Origin of the sequence: Acidisarcina sp. (assembly GCA_035539175.1) — a bacterium.
Taxonomy (GTDB): domain Bacteria; phylum Acidobacteriota; class Terriglobia; order Terriglobales; family Acidobacteriaceae; genus JANXZS01.
Genome location: DATLIY010000013.1, coordinates 40,539 through 63,224, shown reverse-complemented (window position 1 = coordinate 63,224; position 22,686 = coordinate 40,539). Strand labels below are relative to the sequence as shown.

The 22,686-nt window shown below is 58.9% G+C and carries 20 protein-coding genes; 6 read left to right on the top strand and 14 right to left on the bottom strand.

All coding sequences use genetic code 11. The annotated features are described in order from the left end of the window. The first annotated feature begins 51 nt into the window (after positions 1-51). On the top strand, positions 52-2,142 hold the full coding sequence (locus VM554_15805) for a DUF5054 domain-containing protein (GenBank protein ID HVJ09843.1): 2,091 nt from the start codon (positions 52-54) through the stop codon (positions 2,140-2,142). A gap of 100 nt (positions 2,143-2,242) precedes the next feature. Here the strand turns inward: VM554_15805 and VM554_15800 are convergent, their stop codons facing one another. Together VM554_15800 and VM554_15795 are read right to left on the bottom strand one after the other, a co-directional pair. Then, on the bottom strand, positions 2,243-2,503 hold the full coding sequence (locus tag VM554_15800; protein ID HVJ09842.1) for a hypothetical protein: 261 nt from the start codon (positions 2,501-2,503) through the stop codon (positions 2,243-2,245). Between the two features lie 18 nt (positions 2,504-2,521). Then, positions 2,522-4,330, bottom strand: coding sequence for a sodium:solute symporter family protein (locus VM554_15795; GenBank protein HVJ09841.1), 1,809 nt, complete (start codon positions 4,328-4,330; stop codon positions 2,522-2,524). A 292-nt stretch (positions 4,331-4,622) separates the two neighbouring features. On the opposite strand from VM554_15795, the gene mtnA reads away from it, so the two are divergent. Continuing rightward, entirely contained in the window at positions 4,623-5,681 is a 1,059-nt protein-coding gene (gene mtnA / locus VM554_15790; GenBank protein ID HVJ09840.1) for an S-methyl-5-thioribose-1-phosphate isomerase, read from the top strand. A gap of 57 nt (positions 5,682-5,738) precedes the next feature. On the opposite strand, the gene VM554_15785 is transcribed toward mtnA, so the two are convergent. Continuing rightward, positions 5,739-6,443: a CoA transferase subunit B gene (locus tag VM554_15785; GenBank protein HVJ09839.1), complete on the bottom strand. Its 705-nt coding sequence runs from the start codon at positions 6,441-6,443 to the stop codon at positions 5,739-5,741. A gap of 64 nt (positions 6,444-6,507) precedes the next feature. Here VM554_15785 and VM554_15780 point away from each other — a divergent pair, with 64 nt between their 5' ends. Beyond that, the gene (locus tag VM554_15780; protein HVJ09838.1) at positions 6,508-6,804 is read left to right on the top strand and encodes a hypothetical protein; all 297 of its coding nucleotides are present in this window, start codon (positions 6,508-6,510) and stop codon (positions 6,802-6,804) included. Between the two features lie 10 nt (positions 6,805-6,814). Then, complete coding sequence (locus tag VM554_15775) at positions 6,815-7,129, top strand: hypothetical protein (GenBank protein HVJ09837.1); 315 nt, start codon at positions 6,815-6,817, stop codon at positions 7,127-7,129. A 56-nt stretch (positions 7,130-7,185) separates the two neighbouring features. Here VM554_15775 and VM554_15770 read toward each other — a convergent pair whose 3' ends face one another. Next, positions 7,186-7,881, bottom strand: a complete 696-nt coding sequence (locus VM554_15770) for a CoA transferase subunit A (protein HVJ09836.1) — start codon at positions 7,879-7,881, stop codon at positions 7,186-7,188. Between the two features lie 205 nt (positions 7,882-8,086). Between VM554_15770 and mscL the strand changes: the two genes are divergently transcribed. After that, positions 8,087-8,482 (top strand): large conductance mechanosensitive channel protein MscL, encoded by a 396-nt coding sequence (gene mscL / locus VM554_15765; GenBank protein ID HVJ09835.1) that lies wholly within the window; start codon positions 8,087-8,089, stop codon positions 8,480-8,482. Between the two features lie 68 nt (positions 8,483-8,550). Here the strand turns inward: mscL and VM554_15760 are convergent, their stop codons facing one another. Then, positions 8,551-9,903, bottom strand: a complete 1,353-nt coding sequence (locus tag VM554_15760; GenBank protein HVJ09834.1) for an MFS transporter — start codon at positions 9,901-9,903, stop codon at positions 8,551-8,553. 98 nt (positions 9,904-10,001) lie between these two features. Between VM554_15760 and VM554_15755 the strand changes: the two genes are divergently transcribed. Next, complete coding sequence (locus tag VM554_15755) at positions 10,002-12,158, top strand: M28 family metallopeptidase (GenBank protein HVJ09833.1); 2,157 nt, start codon at positions 10,002-10,004, stop codon at positions 12,156-12,158. A 224-nt stretch (positions 12,159-12,382) separates the two neighbouring features. On the opposite strand, the gene VM554_15750 is transcribed toward VM554_15755, so the two are convergent. The 9 genes from VM554_15750 to VM554_15710 form a co-directional block, all read right to left on the bottom strand. Further along, positions 12,383-13,927, bottom strand: a complete 1,545-nt coding sequence (locus tag VM554_15750; protein HVJ09832.1) for an amino acid permease — start codon at positions 13,925-13,927, stop codon at positions 12,383-12,385. 17 nt (positions 13,928-13,944) lie between these two features. Beyond that, positions 13,945-15,525 carry an amino acid permease gene (locus VM554_15745; GenBank protein ID HVJ09831.1) on the bottom strand — a complete coding sequence of 527 codons (1,581 nt, stop codon included), beginning with the start codon at positions 15,523-15,525 and terminating at the stop codon, positions 13,945-13,947. Between the two features lie 12 nt (positions 15,526-15,537). Beyond that, the gene (thiE, locus tag VM554_15740) at positions 15,538-16,182 is read right to left on the bottom strand and encodes a thiamine phosphate synthase (GenBank protein HVJ09830.1); all 645 of its coding nucleotides are present in this window, start codon (positions 16,180-16,182) and stop codon (positions 15,538-15,540) included. A 55-nt stretch (positions 16,183-16,237) separates the two neighbouring features. Beyond that, the gene (locus VM554_15735) at positions 16,238-17,647 is read right to left on the bottom strand and encodes a chloride channel protein (protein ID HVJ09829.1); all 1,410 of its coding nucleotides are present in this window, start codon (positions 17,645-17,647) and stop codon (positions 16,238-16,240) included. 124 nt (positions 17,648-17,771) lie between these two features. After that, a complete protein-coding gene (gene accC / locus VM554_15730; protein ID HVJ09828.1) occupies positions 17,772-19,148 on the bottom strand; it encodes an acetyl-CoA carboxylase biotin carboxylase subunit in 1,377 nt (458 codons plus the stop codon). A 2-nt stretch (positions 19,149-19,150) separates the two neighbouring features. Next, entirely contained in the window at positions 19,151-19,672 is a 522-nt protein-coding gene (gene accB, locus VM554_15725) for an acetyl-CoA carboxylase biotin carboxyl carrier protein (protein HVJ09827.1), read from the bottom strand. A 62-nt stretch (positions 19,673-19,734) separates the two neighbouring features. Beyond that, the gene (locus tag VM554_15720; GenBank protein HVJ09826.1) at positions 19,735-20,823 is read right to left on the bottom strand and encodes an aminopeptidase P family protein; all 1,089 of its coding nucleotides are present in this window, start codon (positions 20,821-20,823) and stop codon (positions 19,735-19,737) included. An 80-nt stretch (positions 20,824-20,903) separates the two neighbouring features. Further along, a complete protein-coding gene (locus VM554_15715) occupies positions 20,904-21,176 on the bottom strand; it encodes a helix-turn-helix domain-containing protein (GenBank protein HVJ09825.1) in 273 nt (90 codons plus the stop codon). 287 nt (positions 21,177-21,463) lie between these two features. Next, positions 21,464-22,495 (bottom strand): ATP-dependent 6-phosphofructokinase, encoded by a 1,032-nt coding sequence (locus tag VM554_15710; GenBank protein ID HVJ09824.1) that lies wholly within the window; start codon positions 22,493-22,495, stop codon positions 21,464-21,466. Positions 22,496-22,686: the final 191 nt, after the last annotated feature.

Here is a 22,686-nt window from a genome sequence, read left to right as displayed (position 1 = left end):
CGATGCTGGCAAATGCAGATGCGATGTCGGGAACAGTTGAGGGAAGAAAGAATGAAGCGCAGAGATTTTCTTAAAGGTGGGCTCGCAACGGGCGCGATTACCACCTACGGCGCACACGGCATGGATGCGTTGGGTGCTTTGACACCCTCCGATCCCGCCGCAACCAAGCGCGTGCTGGTCATCTTCAAATGCCACCTCGATCTGGGATTCATCGACACCCAGGCCAACGTCATCCGCAAATATTTCGATGTCTACTACCCGCAAGCGCTCAAGGTGACCGAGGAGATGCGCGCCTCCGGAGAAGACCGTTATGTATGGACGACGGGATCGTGGCTGCTCTATGAATACCTTGAACAGGCCCAGCCCGAACAGCGCCGGCTGATGGAGAAGGCTGTTGCCTCCGGCGACATCGCATGGCACGCGCTCCCCTTCACCTGGCAGACCGAGATCATGGATCGCTCCCTCATCGCGGGCTCCCTGGGGCTATCGCAAACGCTGGATCGACGCTTCGGACATACCACTACCGGAGCGAAGATGACGGATGTCCCCGGCCACTCACGCGGCATCATCGCGCCACTGGCCGAGCACGGCGTCAAGCTGTTGGATATTGGCGTGAATCACGCCAGCACTGGTCCCGAGGTTCCGCCGCTCTTTCTGTGGAAAGACAAAAGCGGCGCTTCCCTCGTCATGCTGTATCACCGGCACGGTTATGGAGGAGTGGTGCAGGTGCCGGGCACGGATCTGGCCATTGACGTTGAGGTCCGGGGAGATAACTCCGGCCCGCACACCATCGAGGAGATTCGGCAGATCTACGCGCGGCTCCGCGAGCAGTTTCCCAACGCGAAGATCACTGCCGCAAGCCTGACAGACGTGGCCAACGCCGTCCAGCCTTATCGGGATACGCTGCCGGTAGTCACCCAGGAGATCGGCGATACATGGATTTATGGCGTACCCAGCGATCCGGTAAAGATGGCCCAGTACCTTGAACTCACCCGCCTGCGAAAGGAACAGATTGCCGCCGGAAGATTCCGCACCGGCGATGCAACCGACATCCGCATCCTGCGCAGTCTGCTGCTCGCGACGGAGCACACCTGGGGCACCGACACCAAGACCTGGATGGACTTCGACCACTACACTCCTCACGACCTGGCAGAGATGCTCGACACGCCCAAGTACAAAGTGGTGACGCATAGCTGGGAAGAGAAGCGGGACGACCTGGCGCAGGCCGTGGCCAGCATGCCCGACGAGATGCGCACGGAAGCACAACGAAGGCTGGATGGTTTGCGCCCTGTCGAACCCGGCACTGCAAGCATGAAGCCGCATGAGCCGGGCGAGCCGATCGAATCGCGCCACTTCAAGGTGGGACTTGACCCCAGGACAGGTGCGATTCATCTGCTGCAGCACAAGCCCAGCGGGCGCGAATGGGCCTCCGCGGCCAATCCGCTTGCACTCTTCAGCTACCAGACGCTGTCCAAAGCCGACTACGATGTCTTTCACGCGAATTACCTGAAGATCGCCGAGTTATGGGCTTTTCAGGATTTCGGGAAACCGAATATCGATCACTTCGGCGCGAAGAGCCAGACCTGGACCCCGACGCTGACCTCCAGTTGGCTGGAACGAACGCCTGCCGGACTGCGCCTGCTCTCGCTGTTGAACATTCATGACGCCGAGGCGGAGCGCGAAGGCCGCGTGGCATGGCCCCATCGCATGTATCTCGAGATTCTGCTGCCTGATCGCGAGCCTCTTGTCGAAATCAACTTCTCCTGGTTCGACAAGGTTTCGAACCGCATGCCGGAGGCCTTGTGGCTGAGCTTTCTTCCAGCGGCGCAGCAGGAGAAAGGCTGGTCGATGGAAAAGGTGGAGCAGCAAGTCTCCCCTTTTGATGTCGTCAGCAGCGGAAATCGCCACATGCATGCGCTCTCTGGCGCCATCGCTTACAAAGACGAGCGTGGCGGGCTATCCATCGAGTCGGCCGATGCTCCGGTGATCGCGCTGGGCGAGCGATCTCCGATCGGCTTCTCCAATCAGCAGCCAGTCCTTTCAAAGGGAGTCCACTACAGCCTCTACAACAACGCCTGGGGAACGAACTACATCCAGTGGTTTGGCGAGAATATGCGCTTCCGCTTTCGGATACGCGCCTGACAGCGGCGCAGCAGACAAACGAAACGGCCCGCCATCTTCATGCGGGCCGTTTCCTTACATCGGGTTCAGGTTCGATGGTTCAGATTCAATAGACTCCGCTCTAGTGTCCCATCGGACGACGATTGAGGGATTCGTCCATCGGCGCCGGCGGAGCCAGCTTGGCCAACCTGGTGGCGCGCTTGCCCAGCAGGAACATCGTAAGGCCGAAGATCAGCATCACCAGTCCCCAGATGAAGTTGATATTCATACCCATGGACTTTTGATAGATCGTGCTGCCCCAGGTGAAGATACCGAATACGGTCATCATGGCGCCGGTGATGAGGAACATGAGCCCCATGGGAAGACGTAGATCGAGATTCATTGCTTATTCCTTTCGGCGCTACTTGAAGATCACGTTGAGGGCCACCAGCATGACGATGAGGCCAACGGCAATCGTCGAAGGCCGTTCCCACCAGGCCATGTGGTGTTCCGCCGGCTTCGGCGTAAGCGAGTAGACCAACCCCACCAGCTCCGGCTCCGGCTTTGGCTTACCCATGAAGCTCACCAGAACGGTAACGATAAAGTTGACCGAAAACGCCCAGATTGCGCCGTAGAAGTTCATCGCCATGTCGCTGGGGTAGTTGTGCAGCACAGTGATCCAGCCGCCATGCAGGCCCGGATGAGCATTGATCGGCATGGTGAGCCCATGGTGAAGAACAGCAGCGAAGGTGCCGCTCACCAGCCCGGTAAAGGCTCCGTTGCCGGTAGTGCGCTTCCAGAACATACCCAGCAGGAAGGTAGCGAACAGCGGTGCGTTCACAAAGGAGAAGACCAGCTGCAGCGTGTCCATGATGTTGTTGAAGGACGTCGCCGCATACGCCGCCCCCATGGAAAGTAAGATGCCCCCTACTGTGGCCCACCTCCCCATGTTCAGGTAGTGGCGATCCGTTCCGCCCTTATGGATGTACCCCTGGTACAGGTCGTAGGTCCAGACCGTATTGAAGGCCGTCACATTGCCTGCCATGCCGGACATGAAGCTGGCCAGCAGCGCCGTCAGGCCAAGACCCAGAATGCCTGTCGGAAAGAAGTGCAGCAGCATGTTTGGAATCGCAAGATCATAGTCCAGCAATGCCTTGCCGGAGGTATCCCGCATCACCTTGCCGCTGATCGGGTCCACCTTGGCGGGAATCAGGCCCTTGCCCTCCTCCGCCGCCTTCACCATCGTCCCGTCCGCCGAGCGTACCATGGCGGCTGTCGTACCCACATGAGTGGTTGGGACAGAGATCGCGATCAGGCCGGGCAGAATCACCAGGAAGGGGAAGAACATCTTCGGAATTGCCGCAATCAGCGGCACCCGTCGCGCGGATTCCTCCGTCTCGGCAGCCATGGCCGTCTGAATCACCAGAAAGTCCGTGCACCAGTAGCCGAAGGAGAGCACGAAGCCAAGGCCCATTGCCAGGCCGAAGACCTCTACGCCCAGCGGATTTGTATTGGCGTGCGTCATTCCTTGCCAGGAGTGGGTGTAGGCGCTGGGCAGGGTGGCCTTCAGGCCGCTCCATCCGCCCACGTTCCGCATGCCCACCCAGACCAGCGGCAAAAATCCTGCCACGATCAGGAAGAACTGCAGCACCTCGTTATAGATGGCGCTGGTAAGGCCGCCGAGGAAGATGTAGCCGAGCACGATAATCGCGGAGATCACGATGGCGAAATGGAAGATCCAGCTCACCGGCCAGCCCAGCCGCAGGAAGACCCCGTCAAAAACGTGCAGAGTCTGGATCAGCCGCGCCATGGCGTACATCGAAATTCCCGAGGAGAGAACCGTCATGCCGGCAAAGGTGCAGGCGTTGAAGATGCGCGTCTTATCGTCGTAGCGCAGCCGCAGGAACTCGGGCACCGACCGCGCCTTGGATCCGTAATAAAACGGCATCATGAAGACGCCGACGAAGATCATTGCCGGGATGGCGCCGATCCAGTAAAAGTGGCTGGTCGAGATGCCATATTTGGCACCCGACGCGCCCATTCCGATGACTTCCTGGGCGCCAAGATTGGCGGAGATAAAGGCGAGTCCGCAGATCCAGGCAGGCAGCGAACGGCCAGCCTGAAAGAAGTCCTTGCTCGTCTTCATGAAGCGCTTCAAGGCAAAGCCGATGCCCAGCACGAAGACGAAGTACAGGAGCATGATGAGCCAATCGATGAGGGTCAGATTCACGGTTTCCTGATTACATCCCTTCTGTCGGGGCGCGAGACCCCGAAAGCCCAATGTACGCAGAAGTCGAATTTCAGTCCAGAGGAAAGCGATTACATCGCAAGAAAACCCAAGAAATACTGGCTTTTATACCGGGGAGAACAGAAGCAGATTCCTCCCCTCCGTCTCGCTCCTGTCGGAATGACAAAACAACCACTTCCGTTGGGCGCTGGCCTCCCTCTACTTTCCCCTTTCCGGCGCTGGCCCTACCCAGCCGTTTCCCGGAACCCCATCCCCTGCTCTAAACTGGTAAACGATGATTCCTACACTTGAATGGACCCGCGAGGGCGTTCGCTTCCTCGACCAGACACGCCTGCCTCTGGAAGAAACCTATGTCCTGGCCACCAGTTACCAGCAGGTGGCCGATGTAATCACCACCATGGTCGTCCGCGGAGCCCCGGCTATCGGCGTCTCCGCCGCCATGGGCGTCGCGCTCGGCGTGGCACAGAGTCCGGCGACGACGCTGCCCGCTCTGACGGAAGACTTCAACCGCATCGCCCAGGTGCTGGCTGCCACGCGGCCCACGGCCGTGAATCTGTTCTGGGCCATTGAGAGGATGCGGGCGCTCTTTAGCCGCCTGGTTGCCCAGCCCGGCATCTCCATCGCCGGGATTCAGCAGGCGCTCATCCACGAGGCGCAGCAGATGTATGACGAGGATATCGCCGCCTGCAAGGCAATGGGCGCAAACGGTGCGAAACTCCTGCCGGAGTCCGGCTCCGTGCTGACGCATTGCAACGCGGGCGCCCTGGCTACCTGCGGGTATGGAACCGCGCTGGGAGTGATTCGCGCAGCAATCGAGCAGGGTCACAGGCTGCATGTTTATGCCGATGAGACGCGGCCCTTTCTGCAGGGAGCGCGGCTGACGGCGTGGGAGTTGATTCACGATGGCATTCCTACCACCGTGCTCTGCGACAACATGGCCGCCAGCCTGATGCGCGGAGGAAAGATTCAGGCCGTCATCGTGGGGGCGGACCGCATCGCCGCCAACGGCGATGTGGCCAACAAGATCGGGACCTATGGCGTGGCCGTCCTGGCAAAGGAGCACGGCATTCCGTTCTATGTAGCCGCGCCCTGGTCCACCATCGACGTCGCCACACCAACCGGAGACAGCATTCCAATCGAAGAACGGCCTGCGGTAGAGGTGACACACCATGGCGGCAAGCAACTCACTCCCAACGGCGTGGGCATTGCCAATCCAGCCTTCGATGTGACTCCGGCCAAATATGTAACCGCAATTATTACAGAACGGGAAGTACTTCGCGCTCCCTATGGCGAATCGATACAACGCGCGGTGGGCGAGCTGGCGAAACAATAGCGGCGAAGCTGTCGGGGCAAAGCTGTCGCGGCAAAGCTATCGGGGCGGAATAACCGCTTAGACCTGCATCGTCTTCAGATCCTTACTGAGGATCAGCGTGGGCTCCGTCGCATGCTGCACGTCTTCCACCGTCAGGCCGGGAGCGATCTCCTCCAGCACCAGGCCCTCTGGAGTCACCCGAATCCACGCCATCTCTGTGGCAATGGTATCGACGACCTTCAGCCCGGTGAGTGGCAGGCTGCACTTCTTCAGGATCTTGGGCTGCCCGTCTTTTGTCGTGTGCTCCATGGCGACAATCACCCGGCGGGCGCCTGCCACCAGATCCATGGCGCCGCCCATTCCCTTCACCATCTTGCCGGGGATCATCCAGTTCGCCAGATTGCCCTCCTCGTCTACCTCCATGGCTCCAAGGATGCTCAGGTCGATGTGGCCGCCGCGGATCATCGCGAAGGAATCTGCGCTGGAGAAGAATGAGGTACCCGCCAGTTCGGAGACGGTCTCCTTACCTGCATTGATCAGGTCAGGATCTTCTTCGCCTTCGAGCGGATACGGTCCCACACCCAGCATTCCGTTCTCCGATTGCAGAACCACTTCTATACCGGGCGGAACGTGGCAGGCGATCCTCGTTGGCATGCCGATACCGAGATTTACGTAGTAGCCATCCTGCAATTCGCGGGCGACTCTTTTGACGATGCGCTCGCGCTTCTCCGATTCCTGCTGTTTCTCTGCCTGGCGGTCTGCCGGGTTCGGTAAAGTAGTCATATGGTTGCTTCCGTTGGTTTCGTCACGGTTGCCGTCCTTCAGTGAATGGATTCCCGGTTCTACCATGCAATTCGCCGTCTTCCATCTGCGTTCGCGGTCATTGCTTCGTGGCACACTGCTGGTCCTGGTGAGCCTGCTGGCCGCATTCCTGCTCTCAGACTTTCCCCACAACCGCGCAACGCTCCTGCTTCTTCTGCCCGCCCTGATAGCCCTCTATGGCACGTGGGACACCACCCGCTGCCTGCGCCATCGATGGAGTCTCTACCACGGTGCGGTCCTGCTGCTGCTCTACGCGGACATGATGGCTCTCGCCATGATCCTGTTCTTCCTCTTCTACCCCTATGCAGGCTGGCTGCTTTAAGCTGGATGCCATGACCTTGAAGAAAAGCCGCGTTGCGCTGGGATTGGCCGTGCTCGTTGGCCTCGGCTCTGCTTCCCTGCTCCTCAACCTGCAGCATCAGCCCTGCGAACAACGTGCTCCCCTTACCGTAATGGCTACGCTGGGCGCCTTCGTAATCGCTTTCTGCTTACGGCAGTTTTCCGGTTCCCTCTCCAGTGGTTCGAGAAACATTCTTCTCGCGGCGTTGCTTCTCGCCGCTGCGTGTGTCTTCGCCGATGCCCGTTTCGTGCTCCAATACCGGGAAGTCTGCAATGCTCCTCTGCCCACGACGAACACTGTACCCTAGCGCTGGTGCCGTGACCCAGCATTGAGCATGCATGGAAGCTCAACGGGCCGCTGCGTCTAAGACTTTCGCACCACTCGGCGCTCGATGCGCTTCTCATATCCCGCTCCCTGCAGAATGCGGTGCACGTAAACTCCCGGCGTAATCACGTAATCCGGATCGATGGCTCCTGGCACCACAAGTTCCTCCACCTCGGCAATCGTCACCCGGGCCGCAGCCGCCATCATTGGATTGAAATTTCTCGCGGTCTTGCGGTAGACGAGATTGCCGGCCGTATCGCCCCGCCATGCTTTGACGAGAGCAAAGTCAGCAGTGAGGCCGCGCTCCAGCAGGTACATCCTGCCATCGAACTCACGCGTCTCCTTGCCCTCCGCCACCAGCGTCCCCACGCCGGCTGGAGTGTAAAAGCCGGGAATTCCCGCTCCCCCTGCACGAATGCGCTCTGCCAAAGTACCCTGCGGCATCAGGGTCAGCTTCAGTTCGCCGCGGATCACCTTCTCCTCCAGCAACTTGTTCTCGCCTACATAGCTGCCGGTGTGAGAGGCGATCATGCCCGCCTCCAGCATGCGCCCCATGCCAAAGCCATCGACGCCCATGTTGTTGCTGATGGTGTGGAGGCCGCCGATCCCTCTCCGCACCAGGGCATCGATCAGGTTCTCTGGAATGCCGCAGAGGCCGAAGCCGCCAATCATCAGCGTTGCACCCGCAGGGATGTCCGCCACCGCTTCCTCTGCTGTGCGGACTACCTTCCTCATCTTTCCCCTCCTGCCGCTCAAGGATTGACCCTGTTTTAGGCAGGATCAAGGCACGGCAGATCATAGTACTGCAAGCAACCCGGCATGGGCCAACCGAAGTTGATTTGAAAAACTGCCATCGTAAAGGTGCACGGTAGGTTACGATAGTTGGACTTTTAGATCGTTCGATCTAACTGTACATACCTTCGCTTGAGGAGCAGCCAAAGTGTTCAAAGGATTTCGCGACTTCCTTATGCGCGGCAACGTGATTGACCTGGCGGTTGCAGTCATTATCGGTGCCGCATTTACCGCGATCATTAACTCCTTCGTCGCGGATCTCATCAATCCATTGATTGCTGCAACTGTGGGCAAACCAGACTTCTCTTCTCTGGTCTTTAACCTCAACGGTGGCATCATCAAGTACGGCAATTTTCTGAATGCAGTTATTGCGTTTGTGCTGATGGCTGGAGTGGTTTACTTCATCATCATCCTGCCGTTCAATTCTCTGATGGCGAGACTGCGCCCGGCAGCCGCTGCAACCACCAAGACCTGCCCCGAATGCCAGAGCGACATTCCCATCACCGCGCGGCGCTGCAAGTTCTGTGGCGAGCCCGTGGCCTAGTTCCTACACACGAAGAAAGCAGAATTGGCTCTCCGATAGATGGAGAGCCAATTCTGTTTTGCGAGAGACTAATCGAGCTCTCTGAGCGGCGCCGAGGTCATGTAGTAGAGGATGTAGACGAGCATCGCCAGCCCGGACATCGCCGCAAGCACGTGTGTCGTTGGCAGATACTTCGAGAATGCACCGGCAATAAGTGCGCCGACAGGTGGCAGGCCAAGGTAACTGGTGGAGTAGATGCTCATCACTCTTCCACGCATTTCGCTCGAACTCAACTGCTGCATAGAGACGTTCACCGTCGATACCGTCAGGATGAGGCCGTATCCTTCGCACATTTGCAGAAACGCCGAAAGCACAAAGGAGTGCGAGTAGCAGAAGCCGATCACCGATGCCATCACGAATAATCCCGACGCCACGATTACCGCTCCCCGGTGGCGCAGTTTGCCGAAATACGCGATGGTCACCGCGGCAAAGAACGCACCCAGCCCGGAGCAGGCCATCAGAATGCCGAGTCCACGCGCGCTTGTATGCAGAATGTTGCGGGCGAAGAACGGAATGAACGTGAGGAACGGAACCACGAAGAAACTGACTGTTCCCACCAACCCGATAATCGCCCACATCTGCGCATTGGCGCGAACATACGCGAACCCTTCCTTCAGGCTCTGCCACATGGTCAAACCATCCCCCGGCTTCGTCTCCGGATAATGAATTCGAAACAGAGATGCCAGCACCGCGAGGAAGCTGACTCCGTTGAGAAAGAAGTTCCCCGCCACTCCAAAAAACGCCATAGCATAGCCGCCCAGCGTTGGCCCCACCACTCGCGACATATTGAATTGCGCGGAGTTCAAGGCCACGGCGTTTGGCAGATCGCTGGAACGTACCAATTGCGGAACCATGGCCTGGTAGCTGGGCGCGTTCAAGGACATCACCATGCCATTCAAAAACGCGATGACGATCAGGGAACGGATGGTGATGATCTTGAAGTACGCCAGCGCGGCCAGTAGAAACGCCAGAATCATCATGATCGTTTGCGTGCCTACCAGCAGATAGCGCTTATTCACGCGGTCCGCAATCACCCCTCCGAACAAGGTGAAAATGAGAAACGGAAACGAGGCGGCGAAACCCACCATGCCCAGCCAGAAACTGGATTCCGTGAGTTCAAGGATCAGCCAGCCCAGGGCCACGTTTTGCATCCACGTTCCGATGTTGGAGAGAAAGTTGCCGCTCCAGAAGATTCGGAAATCCGGATTACGCAGCGCACGGACAATGGGGGGCCAGCCGCCGAGGTCGTCTTCGCTCTGCAGGCGGGAAGACTCCGGCTTAAAAGGAACCTCCGGCTCGACGAACACCTCGGCAGGCGGGTTCTGGTCGACGGAAGGTTCCGTACTCCCCGGTCGCGGCGACTCTTCTAGGTTTTCCGCCAATGGCCTCTCGCTCCGCAACTCAGCTTGCACTGCTGATAGTTAGTGTAAGCTGAGAAATCAAGGCTCCCCTGTTGATCTCCTGAATGAGGACTGTGCCCTTGTCGATTCGTCCAATTCTGCCTGCTCTTTCCTGGATGCTATTTTGCCCTGCGGTTCTGCTCGGCCAGAACTCTGCTCCCCTCGCATCTTCCCCAACTCATGTGTTCGGCTATCGAAACTTCAGCGCACAGGCGAAGATCGATCAGGACTTTCTGAAGGTTCCGGACGCAAAGCTTGCCGGAGAACACCTTAAGACGCTGACGAGTACACCTCACATTGCTTCCTCCAAAGAGGACTACGCCACAGCGGAGTACGTTGCGTCCAAGTTCAAGGCTGCGGGGCTGGAAACAAGCATCGTCCCTTATCGCGTGTGGATGAACATGCCCGGCGAAATCCGCGTGGAAGCAACGGACAGCGATGGCAAGCTGCTCATGCAGGGGCCCATTCGCGAGCATGTGACGGCTGACCCCTTCCAGGATGATTCGCGCGTCTTAACCGCATTCAATGGCTCGTCCGCCTCCGGAGATATCACAGCGGAAGCCGTGTATGCCAACTATGGCCGTCCGGAGGACTTCAAGCGGCTGGAAGCGATGCACGTGGACGTCAAGGGCAAGATCGTCCTTGTTCGTTATGGAAACAATTTCCGTGGCGTCAAAGTATTTCTGGCGCAGCAGTATGGAGCCGCAGGCGTCATCCTCTATTCGGACCCCGCCGATGATGGCTATTTCCGCGGCGACAAGTATCCCAATGGCCCGTACCGACCCGATACCGCGGTGCAGCGCGGCTCCGTGCAATTCATGTTTGAGTATCCCGGCGACCCCACAACTCCCGGCATCGCCTCGGTCGTCGATCTGCCCGACACGAAACGCATCGCACCGGAGAGTTCCACAAGCCTGCCCAGGATTCCTGCAACACCCCTCTCCTACCACGACGCGGCTCCGATCCTTGAGCATCTCGGTGGACAGGCCGTTCCGCATGAGTGGCAAGGCGCTCTTCCCTTCGCGTACCACGTTGGCCCCGGCAAGGTGAAGGTTCACATGCTGGTGAAGCAGAACTATGCCTTCCGAACCATCTGGAACGTGATAGGGAGAATCAATGGCACCGACTTCCCCGATGAATGGGTCGTCGCAGGCAACCATCGCGATGCCTGGGTCTACGGTGCGGTCGATCCCAACAGCGGCACAGCAGCCATGCTGGAATCGGTCCATGGAGTGGGTGAACTGCTCAGGCAGGGTTGGAAGCCGAAGAGGACGATCCTCTTTGCCAGCTGGGATGCGGAGGAAGAGGGGCTCGTCGGCTCCACAGAATGGGCCGAAGAGCATGAGAAGGATCTGGAGCACGCGGTAGCCTACTTCAATACCGATGTGGGCGTTTCCGGGCCGGAGTTCTCCTCCTCCGCCGTTCCTTCCTTGAAGCAGTTTGTACGCGAGGTGACGAGAGAAGTGCCCAGCCCCAAGGGGGGCAGCGTATACGACGTGTGGAAGCAGACCGAGCAGGCCAACGAGATCAAACATGGGCAGGATATCGGTATGCGCTCCGCGGCGAACAGCTCCCATAGCGACGCGCCGGTGGGAGATCTTGGCAGCGGATCGGACTTCACGCCTTTCTTCCAACATGTGGGAGTTCCCTCCATCGACATCGGTTCGGAAGGCCCCTACGGCGTCTACCACTCCGTATTCGATAACTATGCATGGTTTGTAAAGAACGCGGATCCAACCTTTGTCTACGAACAGGAGATGGCTCGCGTATTCGGCCTTGAGATCCTCCACATGGCCGATTCCGACGTTCTCCCCTATGACTATGTGACCTATGCCAGCGAGATTGATTCCTACCTGGATGCCGCAAAGCGACGCGCCAGCGATAGCGGCCTGAAGGCCTTGGACTTTGCCCCGGCAACCACGGCTGCGCGGCGCTTTGCCACGGCGGCAGCAGCGGTAAAGGAGAGGCAGTTGTCCGGCACTGGTGATCTGACGGCGCTGAACGCGGCACTGCGGGCAACCGAGGGTGCTCTGCTGGCGCCGGAGGGGCTTCCCCACCGCCCGTGGTTCCGCCACACGATCTATGCGCCGGGAGAGTTCACGGGCTATTCCGCTGTGGTGATTCCCGGCGTCAACGAGGCCATCGATGCACAGGATGCAGAGCGTGCACAGACGCAGATCGCCACTTTAAGTGCTGCGCTGAACCGCGCCGCGGCTACCTTGGAAGCTGCGAAGTAAAATCTCGGCTATCATGGCCGCAGCACCACTGCGAGCTCTTCCGCTGTAAGAGGTGGAAATGATCTGGCTGATCGCTTACGCTCTTTCCCTCTTGGTGTTGCTTGCATTGTTGTTCCGGCACGCGTCGCGCAGGTGCATCCACAAAGCCTGTTTCAGTTGCTCGCAGTATGGGGAATGCTCACGGAACAGCAACCACGAGCCCGCTGGAGTGATGGACACTCGATCTAGCTATCCGCCCGTCCCGTTGTCATCGCCGAGGGGAGCTTCTGCACCTTACTGTGTCGCACGCTATACCCGAAGTAAATCAGCAGCCCGATCAAGAGCCAGATGATCAGAACGGCCCAGGTTAGCAACGGCAGCTTGACCATCAGGTAAAACGCGCTGAGCATCCCGCAAATGGGCACCAGTGGCACAAACGGCGTCTTGAATGGCCGCTTGAGATCAGGCTGGCGAACCCGCAGGATCCATACCCCGGCACACACAATGGTAAAGGCCAGCAGAGTACCAATGTTGACCAACTGGCTGAGCTTGTCGATCGGCAGGACTGCGGGCAGAAAAGCCACAATGGTCCCGACGATAATATTCGAAATCCACGGTGTGCGGAACTTCGGATGGATTGCACTCGCCCACTGCGGCAGCAGCCCATCGCGCGACATCGAGAAAAAGACGCGCGACTGCCCCAGCAGCATGACGAGCATCACGGTGCCCAGGCCAAAGACGGCTCCGATCTTCACCAGCAGACTGCCCCACTTCACACCGGTGACGTCGATTCCGAGCGCAACCGGATCGGCAACGTTCAGCTGCCGGAAGTTCACCAGGCCAGTCAACACCAGAGAAACCATGATGTATAGGATCGTGCAGACAACCAGCGATCCCAGGATGCCGATGGGCATATCCCGCTGCGGATTCTTCGCCTCCTGCGCGGCGGTGGAGACAGCGTCGAAGCCGATGTATGCGAAAAATACCGATGCGGCTCCGGCGGCTATGCCACCCAGTCCAAAGTGTTTTGGCCCTTCCGCTGGCGGAATGAAGGGATGCCAGTTCGCCTGGACCAGTTCGTGATGGTGCAGGAGGTAGGCAATTCCCAGGTAAAGAAAGATGGCTACGATTCCCAGCTTCACAATCACGATGGTAGAGTTCAGATTTGCTGATTCCTTGATACCGATCACCAGAATCGCTGTGATCGTCAGGATCGCCAGAAAGGCGACCAGGTTGAACAATCCCGTCGCATGCGGCAACGCAGCGGTATTGATCCCGGCGGGAAGCGTATTAAGTGGAGTCCACCTGTCGTTAAACTTCACCATCACATTGCCGTAGGTGGTGGTGAATTGCGGCGGCAGGTGAATATTGAGCTGCTCCAGCAGGCTCACCAGATAGCCAGACCAGCCGGATGCCACCGTGGCCGCTCCAAATGCGTATTCCAGCACCAGGTCCCAGCCGATGATCCATGCGACGAACTCGCCCAGCGTCGCGTAGCCATAGGTGTAGGCTGAACCGGCTATTGGAATAATCGAAGCAAACTCCGCATAGCAAAGGCCGGCGAATGCGCAGACGAAGCCGGCCAGCACAAAACTAAGCGCAACTGCCGGTCCGGCGTACTTCGCGGCAGCCTGTCCGGTAAGGACAAAGATACCCGCTCCGATAATTGCCCCAATGCCGAGTGTGATCAGGTTTAACGAGCTGAGAGATCGCCTGAGGGTGTGCTCCCCTTCTTCATTCGCTTCCTGAGTCAGGAGCGAGAGGGGTTTGGTAGCAAACAAATTAGGCATGGGCGAGATCTCTCCTCTTATAGTGCTGTTTCGTGCGGCAGTCCAGAACGCCGGCCCTTACGGGACCAAAAAATGAAGACCGGGATACCGAGTACAACGAGAATCAGCCCCGGCCAAGTGTATTGAGGTTTATAACGCAATAATACGACACAGATCCACACGGCCATACCCAGGTATGCCGCAGGCAGCACCGGATACCCGATGGCGCGATAGGGACGCGGCGCCAGCGGCTTGCGGATTCGCAGCATAAACAGGCTGCCAATGGTAAGGATGTAAAACAACAGCGCAGCGAAGATCGTGTAATCGAGCAACTGGCCATAGGAGCCGGAGAGGCACAGCAGGCTGGTCCACACGGCCTGCGCGATCAGGGATGCCACCGGCGTTTTGTACCGGGGATGCAGTCTGCCCGCGGCCTGGAAAAAGAGTCCGTCGCGGCTCATCGCGTAGTAGACGCGGGCGCCTGCCATCGTCATTCCATTGGCGCAACCGAAGGTCGAAATCAAAATCGCAGCGGCCATCAAGTACGCCCCGCTGGAGTGAAAGATCTGCTCCAGCACAGCGGTGCCCACGCGGTCCTGCGATGCGTACTGGATGCCCCGCGCAAAATTCGAGGCCCCCGCCGGATCCCCGTGCAGCGGCAGCACACAGAGATACACGAAGTTCGCCAGGATATAAATCAGCAGAACGATCCCGGTGCCCAGCCCAAGCGAGAGTGGCAGATTGCGCCTGGGGTTCAAGACTTCGCCCGCGGTAAAGGTCACGTTGTTCCACGCATCCGCAGAGAAGAGCGAACCCACCTGCACCACGGCAAGAATGGTGAAAAAGCCCACCATGGCGGTGGGACCGCCGATGCCCACCTGCACCGGATGCAAAGTGGCCAGCGATGCATTGTGCCAGAAGGCATGCCAGCCCACGCCGAAGTTCGCCGCAATCGCCGCCGGGTTGCGGCCCAGCAGAAAACCGAAGACGAGCAGACCCAGCAGTGCCGCGGTCTTCGTCGTGGTGAAGATGTTCTGCACCAGCGCGCCTGTCCTGACGCCGAAGATATTGACCCCGGCAAGCAGCAGCACGATCACAATGGCCGCAAGATTCGCCGTATTCAGACCGAGGTCCATGTTGCCTAACACCATCGGTCCGACGTGCCAGGCCGGAACGTGACCGATATGCCAGATCCAGTTTGTGGCGGAGACGGAGGGAAAGAAGATTCCCAGAAACTTTCCAAAGGCGACAGCCACGGCGGCGATGGTGCCGGTCTGAATGACCAGAAAGAGCGTCCATCCGTAGAGGAAGCCCCACATCGGCCCCAAAGCTTCACGCAGGTAAACATACTGTCCGCCGGCCCGGGGCATCATCGCAGCAAGTTCCCCATAGCTGAGCGCGCCGATGATCGTCATGACAGCCGTCACGATCCAGGCCGCAATGAACAGCGCAGGGGAATCGACGCCTCGTGCTATGTCCGCCGGGACAATGAAGATGCCCGAACCGATCATCGAACCCACGACAATCGCGGTGGCGCTGAACAGGCCGAGGCCCTGAACAAAATGTGGAGTGCCGGGAGCATCTGCACCGGCGGGTAGTGGTGGGCTGCTGGTCGTCACGTGCTCTCTGTTCTACCGGAAACGCGCAAGAAAGTCTCTAGCGACTTTCGCGGGAGACTCCCCTGACGGGCTTTGGAAGAGGCTGGAGATCACCGCAATGGAATCCGCCCCGGCCTCTTTGACCTGGCTGCAATTCTCGAGAGTGATTCCGCCGATCGCGACCAGCGGCCTTGAGGTGAGCGAACGCGCCAGGCGAATCCCTTCCAGACCGACAACCGGATCGGGGTTTTGTTTGGAGGCAGTTGGGAAGATCGGGCCAATGGCGATATAGTCCACTGGCGCCTCTGCGGCCATTCGCAGTTGCTCGGCATTATGCGTGGAAACGCCAACCACCCTTCCCTTGCCGACAATGCCCCGGGCAGCGTCTGGAGAAAGATCCTGCTGGCCGACATGGACGCCGTCAAATCCGCCAAGCACAGCCAGATCCGGTCGATCGTTCAGGATGAGTACACAGCGCCCCGCGGGCAGCAGGTGGCGAAGCATAGCCACGTCTTCGAGCACCTCGCGATCGCTGCCGGTCTTGTTCCTGTACTGCAGCAGGCTGACGCCCGCATCCAGCAGTTCGCCGGCCAGCCGGGTGACAAAACCGCTGCGATCCTCAAGCGGCAACAAACTGGCATCGAGGATGGGGTAAAGAGGAGAAATCGTGTATGCCATAGAAGACAATGCCAGGGCAGAATACCGAAACACAATGCCGGAGTCTTACGCAATTCTACGGTAATGCTTCTCCCTCGTCCGTATCGACGTTTCGCGGATGCTCGTGAGGGAGCTGAACCCCGTCCTGCAGCAGAAGTGCTTCGTAGATCGCGACTCCACGCCAGCGACGTGCAAGCGTGTAGGCGATCATGTTGGAGATCATCAAGGGCAGAATCAGTTCGTAAGCACCCGTCATCTCAAAGATGATCAGGACAGACGTCATGGGGGCGCGGACAATCCCCGCAAATACAGCTCCCATTCCCACCAGGGCGAATGCGCCAAGAGCTCCGGCGGGATGATGAAAGGCCGCGACGTCCAGATAGCCCACGGCTCCGCCCAGCATTCCGCCAATGAATAATGCCGGGGCAAAGATACCTCCGGCTCCGCCGCTGGAGTAGGAAAAAATCGTCGCCGCGACCTTCAGCACGCACAGAACCAGCAGAACCTTCACGGTCAGTGTCCCGTTCAGAGCGAAAGAAAGGGTTTCATATCCGCCCCCGGCAATCCCACCCTGCCGGAGCCAGAAAAACGCCAGCACAGCGAGCGCGCCGGTCGCTGCTCCACCCAGCGCTGGATGAGCCCATTTCGGCACGGTGTTCAGGCGCTTGAAAGCCGCTCGAAGCCCCAGCAGCGAATCCGTAAAAATCACCGAAATCAGAGCGGCGGCAAATCCCAGGACGACGTAAAAGAGCAAGGATTTGGCCGGAACCAACGGGTCCACGTGCCGGAGCGCAAAGACCGGATGCTTGCCAAGGACGGCGCGTTCGACCGCAGCAGCGATGGCCGCAGCGACGATCACCCCGGAGAGCATCGTCTGGTCAAGGTCTCCGATGATCTCTTCCAGCGTGAAGGTGACGGCAGCGATCGGCGCATTAAAGGCAGCCGCTATGCCAGCCGCCACACCGACGGCAGTCATCCTCCGCTGGTTCTTGATCGACAAGGAGAATACGCGCGCCAGCAGGCTGGAGATGCCTGCGCAGATCTGGACCGTAGGTCCTTCTCTGCCGAGAGAGCCGCCACTACCGATCTGCAGGATTCCCAGAAAGAACTTACCCACCGCGTCGCGCAGCGGAACACGGCCACCGTGCAGGGCGTAGGCTGCCTTCACCTGGGGTATACCGCTTCCGGCAGCACCGGGAACCAGATAGTAGAGCGCCAGTCCGGAAACCAGGCCTCCAAGTGCAGGCGTGATGATTCCCCAGAAGATCCAGCGATGCCCCGCAGCAGCGAGAGCGCGCCCCATCATCAGATGATCGGCCTTTTCGATTCCGACGTGGAAGCCAACCGCAGCCAGGCCGCAAAGAACGCCGCTCAGTATCGTGAGGAAAAGGAGTTGTGCCCGTTCCGTTGGAACTAGCCTGGCAAGCAGACCATACAACTTTTCGCGCAGAGCGAGTGCAAGCTGGCCAGGTTGAAACTTCTCCATGATCTATCCAATAGGGCCGGATGGGCGTCTCTGCCCGTGTTCCGGAACAGAGCGCCTGTGCTGGCCGAGGCTGTTTTGTCTCAAGGGCAGAACTCCCTGCAGCCTCGCTGGAGCCACTCCAGGACTATTTCCCGGCAGCGGCCTGGTTGCGCTCCTTCTCACGTTCGAAAAAGCGCTCCATGAACTTCGTGTCGAAGCGGCCTGCTTTGAAGTCCTCATCTTGAAGAATACGACGATGCAGCGGAATGGATGTGTGAATTCCCTCCACGACGAACATCTCGAGAGCGCGCGACATGCGGGCCATGGCCTCTGGCCGATCCTTGCCATAGGTAATGAGCTTGGCAATCAGCGAGTCGTAGTAGGGAGGCACAACGCCTTCCGCGTACTGCGCCGTATCCACACGGACCCCATTCCCCCCGGGAACGTTGTATGCCGTGATCTTGCCTGCTGAGGGAGTGAACTTCTCAGGGTGCTCTGCATTGATGCGGCACTCGATGGAGTGCCCGCGCATGACAATGGGATCAGGAATAATGCTGCTCAGCTTTTCGCCCGCGGCAATGCGCAACTGGGCCTTCACCAGGTCAATTCCCGTGATGAATTCCGTGACCGGATGCTCCACCTGGATGCGGGTGTTCATTTCGATGAAGTGGAGACTCCCCTCTTCATCCATCAGGAACTCGACCGTTCCGGCGTTCTGATAGCCAATGTTGGAGAGGCTGCGACGCAGCGTCTTTCCGATCTCTTCGCGCAGCTTGGGAGTAACCTGCAGCGACGGCGCTTCTTCGATCAGCTTCTGGTGACGGCGCTGGATCGAGCACTCGCGTTCCCCAAGCGACAACACATTGCCGTGCTCATCGGCCAGCACCTGGAACTCAATGTGGCGCGGCTGCTCGATGAACTTCTCCATGTAGAGGTCGCCGTTTCCGAAGGCATTCGCAGCTTCGGTATGGGCAGCCTGAAACAGCCCCGGCAGCTCTTCCTTGGAGCGAACGATGCGCATACCACGGCCACCGCCGCCTGCTGCGGCTTTCAGGATGACGGGATACCCCACCGTCCGCGCCCACTCCATCGCCTCGCCCTCGGACTGGATAATGCCGTCCGAACCGGGCAGGATTGGAACCTTGGCGCGCTTCATCGCCTGCCGCGCCTTGTCCTTCTCTCCCATCAGGCGGGTCACTTCCGGGGGCGGGCCGATGAACTTGATGTTCGACGCACGGCAGACTTCGGCGAAGTTTGCGTTTTCGCTCAGCAAGCCATAGCCAGGATGGATGGCGTCCACGTCGGCGATCTCCGCCGCGCTGATCACTGCGGGGACATTCAGATAGCTGTCCGACGCGCGCGCCGGGCCGATGCAGATTGCCTCATCCGCAAAGCGAACGTGCAGGGAGTTCCGGTCCGCCTCACTGTAGACGGCGACCGTGCGAATGCCCAGCTCTTTGCAGGCACAGATGACACGAAGCGCGATTTCGCCACGATTGGCGACGAGAACTTTCCGAAACATAGTTACCGTAGCCGCAATGCGAAGAGAGGTTGGCCATACTCGACCGGTTGTCCATTGGCCACAAGTCGTTTTACGATCTCGCCTGCCGCATCAGACTCAATTTCATTCATCAACTTCATAGCTTCCACAATGCAGAGAACCTGACCGTTCTCCACCTGATCTCCAGCTTTGACAAAAGCCTGCGCACCCGGAGAGGGGGATTCGTAGAAGGTGCCGACAATCGGCGACTTCACGATGTGAAGGCCCGCATTCTCGTCTACCGGAGCCGCGGCCGCCACTTCCGCCTGAGGTGCAGCAATTGCCGACGACTGCGCTGCAGCAACTACAGGCTGCACGATGGGGGCGGCTCCCTGCGCCGCATTCAGCAGCCGCGATAGCCCCGCCAGATCCGCCGCGGAGGTAGTCTCCTGGGCAAACTTGATACGCACCTTCAGATCGCCGCGATCCAGATCGAATTCGCCGATCTGATTGTCTTTCAGGAACTCGATGAGCTCCTTGAGTTCTTTCATATCTTCAGGATTCATTATGGAATCTCGTCCTTGCATCCCCTGCTGGTGTGCTGCTGCCATCGATTTCGAGGAGCAGTTCAAAGTTCAATCAACGCCTTGGTCGCAGGAGTTATTACCCGGCCAGCCCGGTCCGTCACGACCACCATATCCTCGATGCGAATGCCAAACTCTCCGGCGATATAAATGCCGGGTTCAATCGTAATCACCATTCCAGGCTTCAAGACCTGGGTTTGAGCAGCCGCCACACGCGGTGCCTCGTGAACTTCCATACCCACTCCATGCCCGGTCGAATGGGTGAAATACTGCGCCAGCCCCGCCTTGCGAAGCACGCTGCGGGCGGCTTCATCCACCTCGCCACAGGTCACGCCTGGGCGCACGGCCTGCACTGCGGCCTGTTGTGCTTCCAGCACAGAATCATACGCGAAGCGCTCGCGGTTCCCTGCTTTTCCCACGAAAACGGTACGCGTCATATCCGAGCAATAACCTTTGAGGATAACACCGAAGTCGAGCACCATGAAGCCGTTGCGGGGCAGCTTTGCCGACGTGGCGTGACCGTGCGGCAACGCGGAGCGCGGCCCGGAAGCGACGATGGTATCGAAAGACATTCCCTCGGCCCCGCTGCGGCGCGCCGCATACTCCAGCTCAGCGGCAATCACGGTTTCCGGCGTGCCTCTCGCAATCTTTGGCAGAAGCTCCTCAAAGAGCCTGCAACCGAGCGCGGCTGCTTCCTCCATGCGCTGCAACTCGCCACTGTCCTTCACCATGCGCAGATCTGCTACCAGCGGTGACGGGGAGGGTTGGAAAAAGCTCCGGCGCTGCCTGGCCGGGATGGCGCTGCGCATCGTCTCCAATGCGGCGACGGTTGTATTCGAAGGGTCAAAAGCGGCATGGGCAACACCGCTGGCAGCGAGAAAGGCGCAGGCCTCGCGCAGTGCGGAGTGCTCCGCGATGACGACTCGGGCTCCAAAGGTCTCCTGCTTCGCCTGAACCGTATAGCGGCCATCGGTAAACAACGCCGCACGGCCGGGAGAGATCGCCAGCGCCGCGTTCGACCCCGTAAAGCCACAGAGATAACGCACGTCCGGAAGATGGGAAACGAGCAGGGATTCCAGTCCTGCCGCAGCCATGCGACGGCGCAGGGTTCGCAGACGTTTTGTGTCATTCATCTTAAGTCCAGGTATATCAGGATCGGGAGGGAAAAGGGCAAAACTATGAGTCCGATTGTGACCGCGTCAGCGAAGCGGCTCTAGCGCCCCGCGGCCCGCACTGGTTTCTTTTGCCGCGGGCGGGCGGTCTCCTTCAGGTCGTGCGGAGCCAGCGATGCGGAAGATTGCTGATCCATCCAGTCATCGAGGCGGGACTTCTTGAAGCGCCAGCGATTCCCCAGTTTGAAGGCGGGAATGAATCCTTCCGAGGCGTACTTGTAAAGCGTATCGGAGCTGATGCCGAGGTAGTCCGATGCCTGGCGAATGTCCATGACCTCACGTACTTCTGCGATCTTCACGGCTGACGGTCTCATTCGGACTCTCCTAAGCAAGTCGTTTTTGGCAGGCGCAAAAATGCACACCAGCGCCCTTGTATATACCTTGTTTTACCCGTCGCTTTCAAGAAGTTCCTGTATGTTTCACGAAATATTCGGTTTTCCCAGGCTCTCTTCCGCCACTGTTCGGCCTTGTTGCACTCTATGGAAAAGGAACGTTTGGCAATAAGAGTAAAATTCGGTCGCCGCAGAAACGACCAGAGAAAGAACAAGGCCAGCGAAGAGCTGACCTTGTTCTTTATTATGATTAACTTAAGCCGCAATACTTAAACTGTCGGTTCAAGCCCCGAAAGAATCTCCAGGAAGTTATCGTCCACTGTACGGTTGCGGGAAACCGCTTCCGCGATGCTGATGCTCTTGATCTCTGTGCCCTTCAGGACGACCATGCGGCCAAACTCGCCCTTGTGGACGAGATCGATGGCGGCAAGGCCATACCGGGTGCCCAGCATACGGTCCGCAGCGGTAGGTGTTCCTCCGCGCTGGGTATGCCCGAGGACGACGGAGCGGGTCTCATAGCCGGTCTTTTCCTCAATCCGCTTAGCCAGCGTCTCGCCGATGCCAGTGAGAATAGCGTGCCCGAACGAATCCACCTTCGTGCCCTTGATGACCTGTCCCTCCGGCAGCTTGGCGCCTTCTGCCACGACGACGATGCCGTAGTGCTTCCCGTGGTCGTAGTTGTACTTGAGCAGGGCGCAGACGTGGTCCAGATCGATAGGCTTTTCCGGCACCAGGACGACATGCGCGTTGCCGGCAACGCCGGATGTCAGGGCAATCCAGCCTGCATCGCGACCCATGACCTCGCAGACGATGACGCGGTTGTGAGCATCGGCGGTGGTGTGCAGGCGATCAATGGCCTCTGTGGCAATCATCACCGCGGTATCGAAGCCAAAACAGGCATCCGTACCATTCAGATCGTTATCAATGGTCTTCGGCACGCCGACACCGGGGACCCCGGCTTCAACCAGAGCCTTGGTAACCGATTGGGTGTCGTCTCCGCCAAGGGCGATGAGGGCATCAATCTTGTTGGCCTTCAGCGTCTCCACGCACTTCTCGATACCACCCTCGATCTTGCGGACATTGGTGCGCGAGGAGTGGAGGATGGTTCCTCCGCGGGTGATAATGCCGTCGACCGTCTCCAGCGTCAGCGGAATCGATCTGTTTTCCAGAACTCCACGCCAACCCTCGAGGAAGCCGACGAACTCGTCGCCGTGGTGTTGAATGCCCTTTTTCACAGCGGCAGCGATCACCGCATTCAAGCCCGGGCAGTCTCCGCCGCCCGTTAACATGCCAATACGCATTGCAATTCTCCTCAAAAGAAAGTAGGCCTGGACTGAAATCGACCGTCCGGCTAAGACTGCGTCGCAGTCATTCGTGGTTGGTACGCACTCCGCCCGGGAAGACCGCGATTCTCTCGCGCGTCCTGAGAGCAGGCACAAGTAGTCACTGGATCCTCAATGGAATGATACTGACCTCCGGCACGGGTTTCAAT

What these genes read in the sequence shown, in the direction of transcription:
- VM554_15750 (HVJ09832.1), bottom strand. Translation starts at nt 13,927, where the DNA reads ATGCCTAATTTGTTTGCTACCAAACCCCTCTCGCTCCTGACTCAGGAA.
- VM554_15770 (HVJ09836.1), bottom strand. Translation starts at nt 7,881, where the DNA reads ATGAGGAAGGTAGTCCGCACAGCAGAGGAAGCGGTGGCGGACATCCCT.
- VM554_15735 (HVJ09829.1), bottom strand. Translation starts at nt 17,647, where the DNA reads ATGGAGAAGTTTCAACCTGGCCAGCTTGCACTCGCTCTGCGCGAAAAG.
- VM554_15800 (HVJ09842.1), bottom strand. Translation starts at nt 2,503, where the DNA reads ATGAATCTCGATCTACGTCTTCCCATGGGGCTCATGTTCCTCATCACC.
- thiE (HVJ09830.1), bottom strand. Translation starts at nt 16,182, where the DNA reads ATGGCATACACGATTTCTCCTCTTTACCCCATCCTCGATGCCAGTTTG.
- VM554_15720 (HVJ09826.1), bottom strand. Translation starts at nt 20,823, where the DNA reads ATGAATGACACAAAACGTCTGCGAACCCTGCGCCGTCGCATGGCTGCG.
- VM554_15785 (HVJ09839.1), bottom strand. Translation starts at nt 6,443, where the DNA reads ATGACTACTTTACCGAACCCGGCAGACCGCCAGGCAGAGAAACAGCAG.
- VM554_15805 (HVJ09843.1), top strand. Translation starts at nt 52, where the DNA reads ATGAAGCGCAGAGATTTTCTTAAAGGTGGGCTCGCAACGGGCGCGATT.
- mtnA (HVJ09840.1), top strand. Translation starts at nt 4,623, where the DNA reads ATGATTCCTACACTTGAATGGACCCGCGAGGGCGTTCGCTTCCTCGAC.
- VM554_15775 (HVJ09837.1), top strand. Translation starts at nt 6,815, where the DNA reads ATGACCTTGAAGAAAAGCCGCGTTGCGCTGGGATTGGCCGTGCTCGTT.
- VM554_15780 (HVJ09838.1), top strand. Translation starts at nt 6,508, where the DNA reads ATGCAATTCGCCGTCTTCCATCTGCGTTCGCGGTCATTGCTTCGTGGC.
- accC (HVJ09828.1), bottom strand. Translation starts at nt 19,148, where the DNA reads ATGTTTCGGAAAGTTCTCGTCGCCAATCGTGGCGAAATCGCGCTTCGT.
- accB (HVJ09827.1), bottom strand. Translation starts at nt 19,672, where the DNA reads ATGAATCCTGAAGATATGAAAGAACTCAAGGAGCTCATCGAGTTCCTG.
- VM554_15715 (HVJ09825.1), bottom strand. Translation starts at nt 21,176, where the DNA reads ATGAGACCGTCAGCCGTGAAGATCGCAGAAGTACGTGAGGTCATGGAC.
- VM554_15710 (HVJ09824.1), bottom strand. Translation starts at nt 22,495, where the DNA reads ATGCGTATTGGCATGTTAACGGGCGGCGGAGACTGCCCGGGCTTGAAT.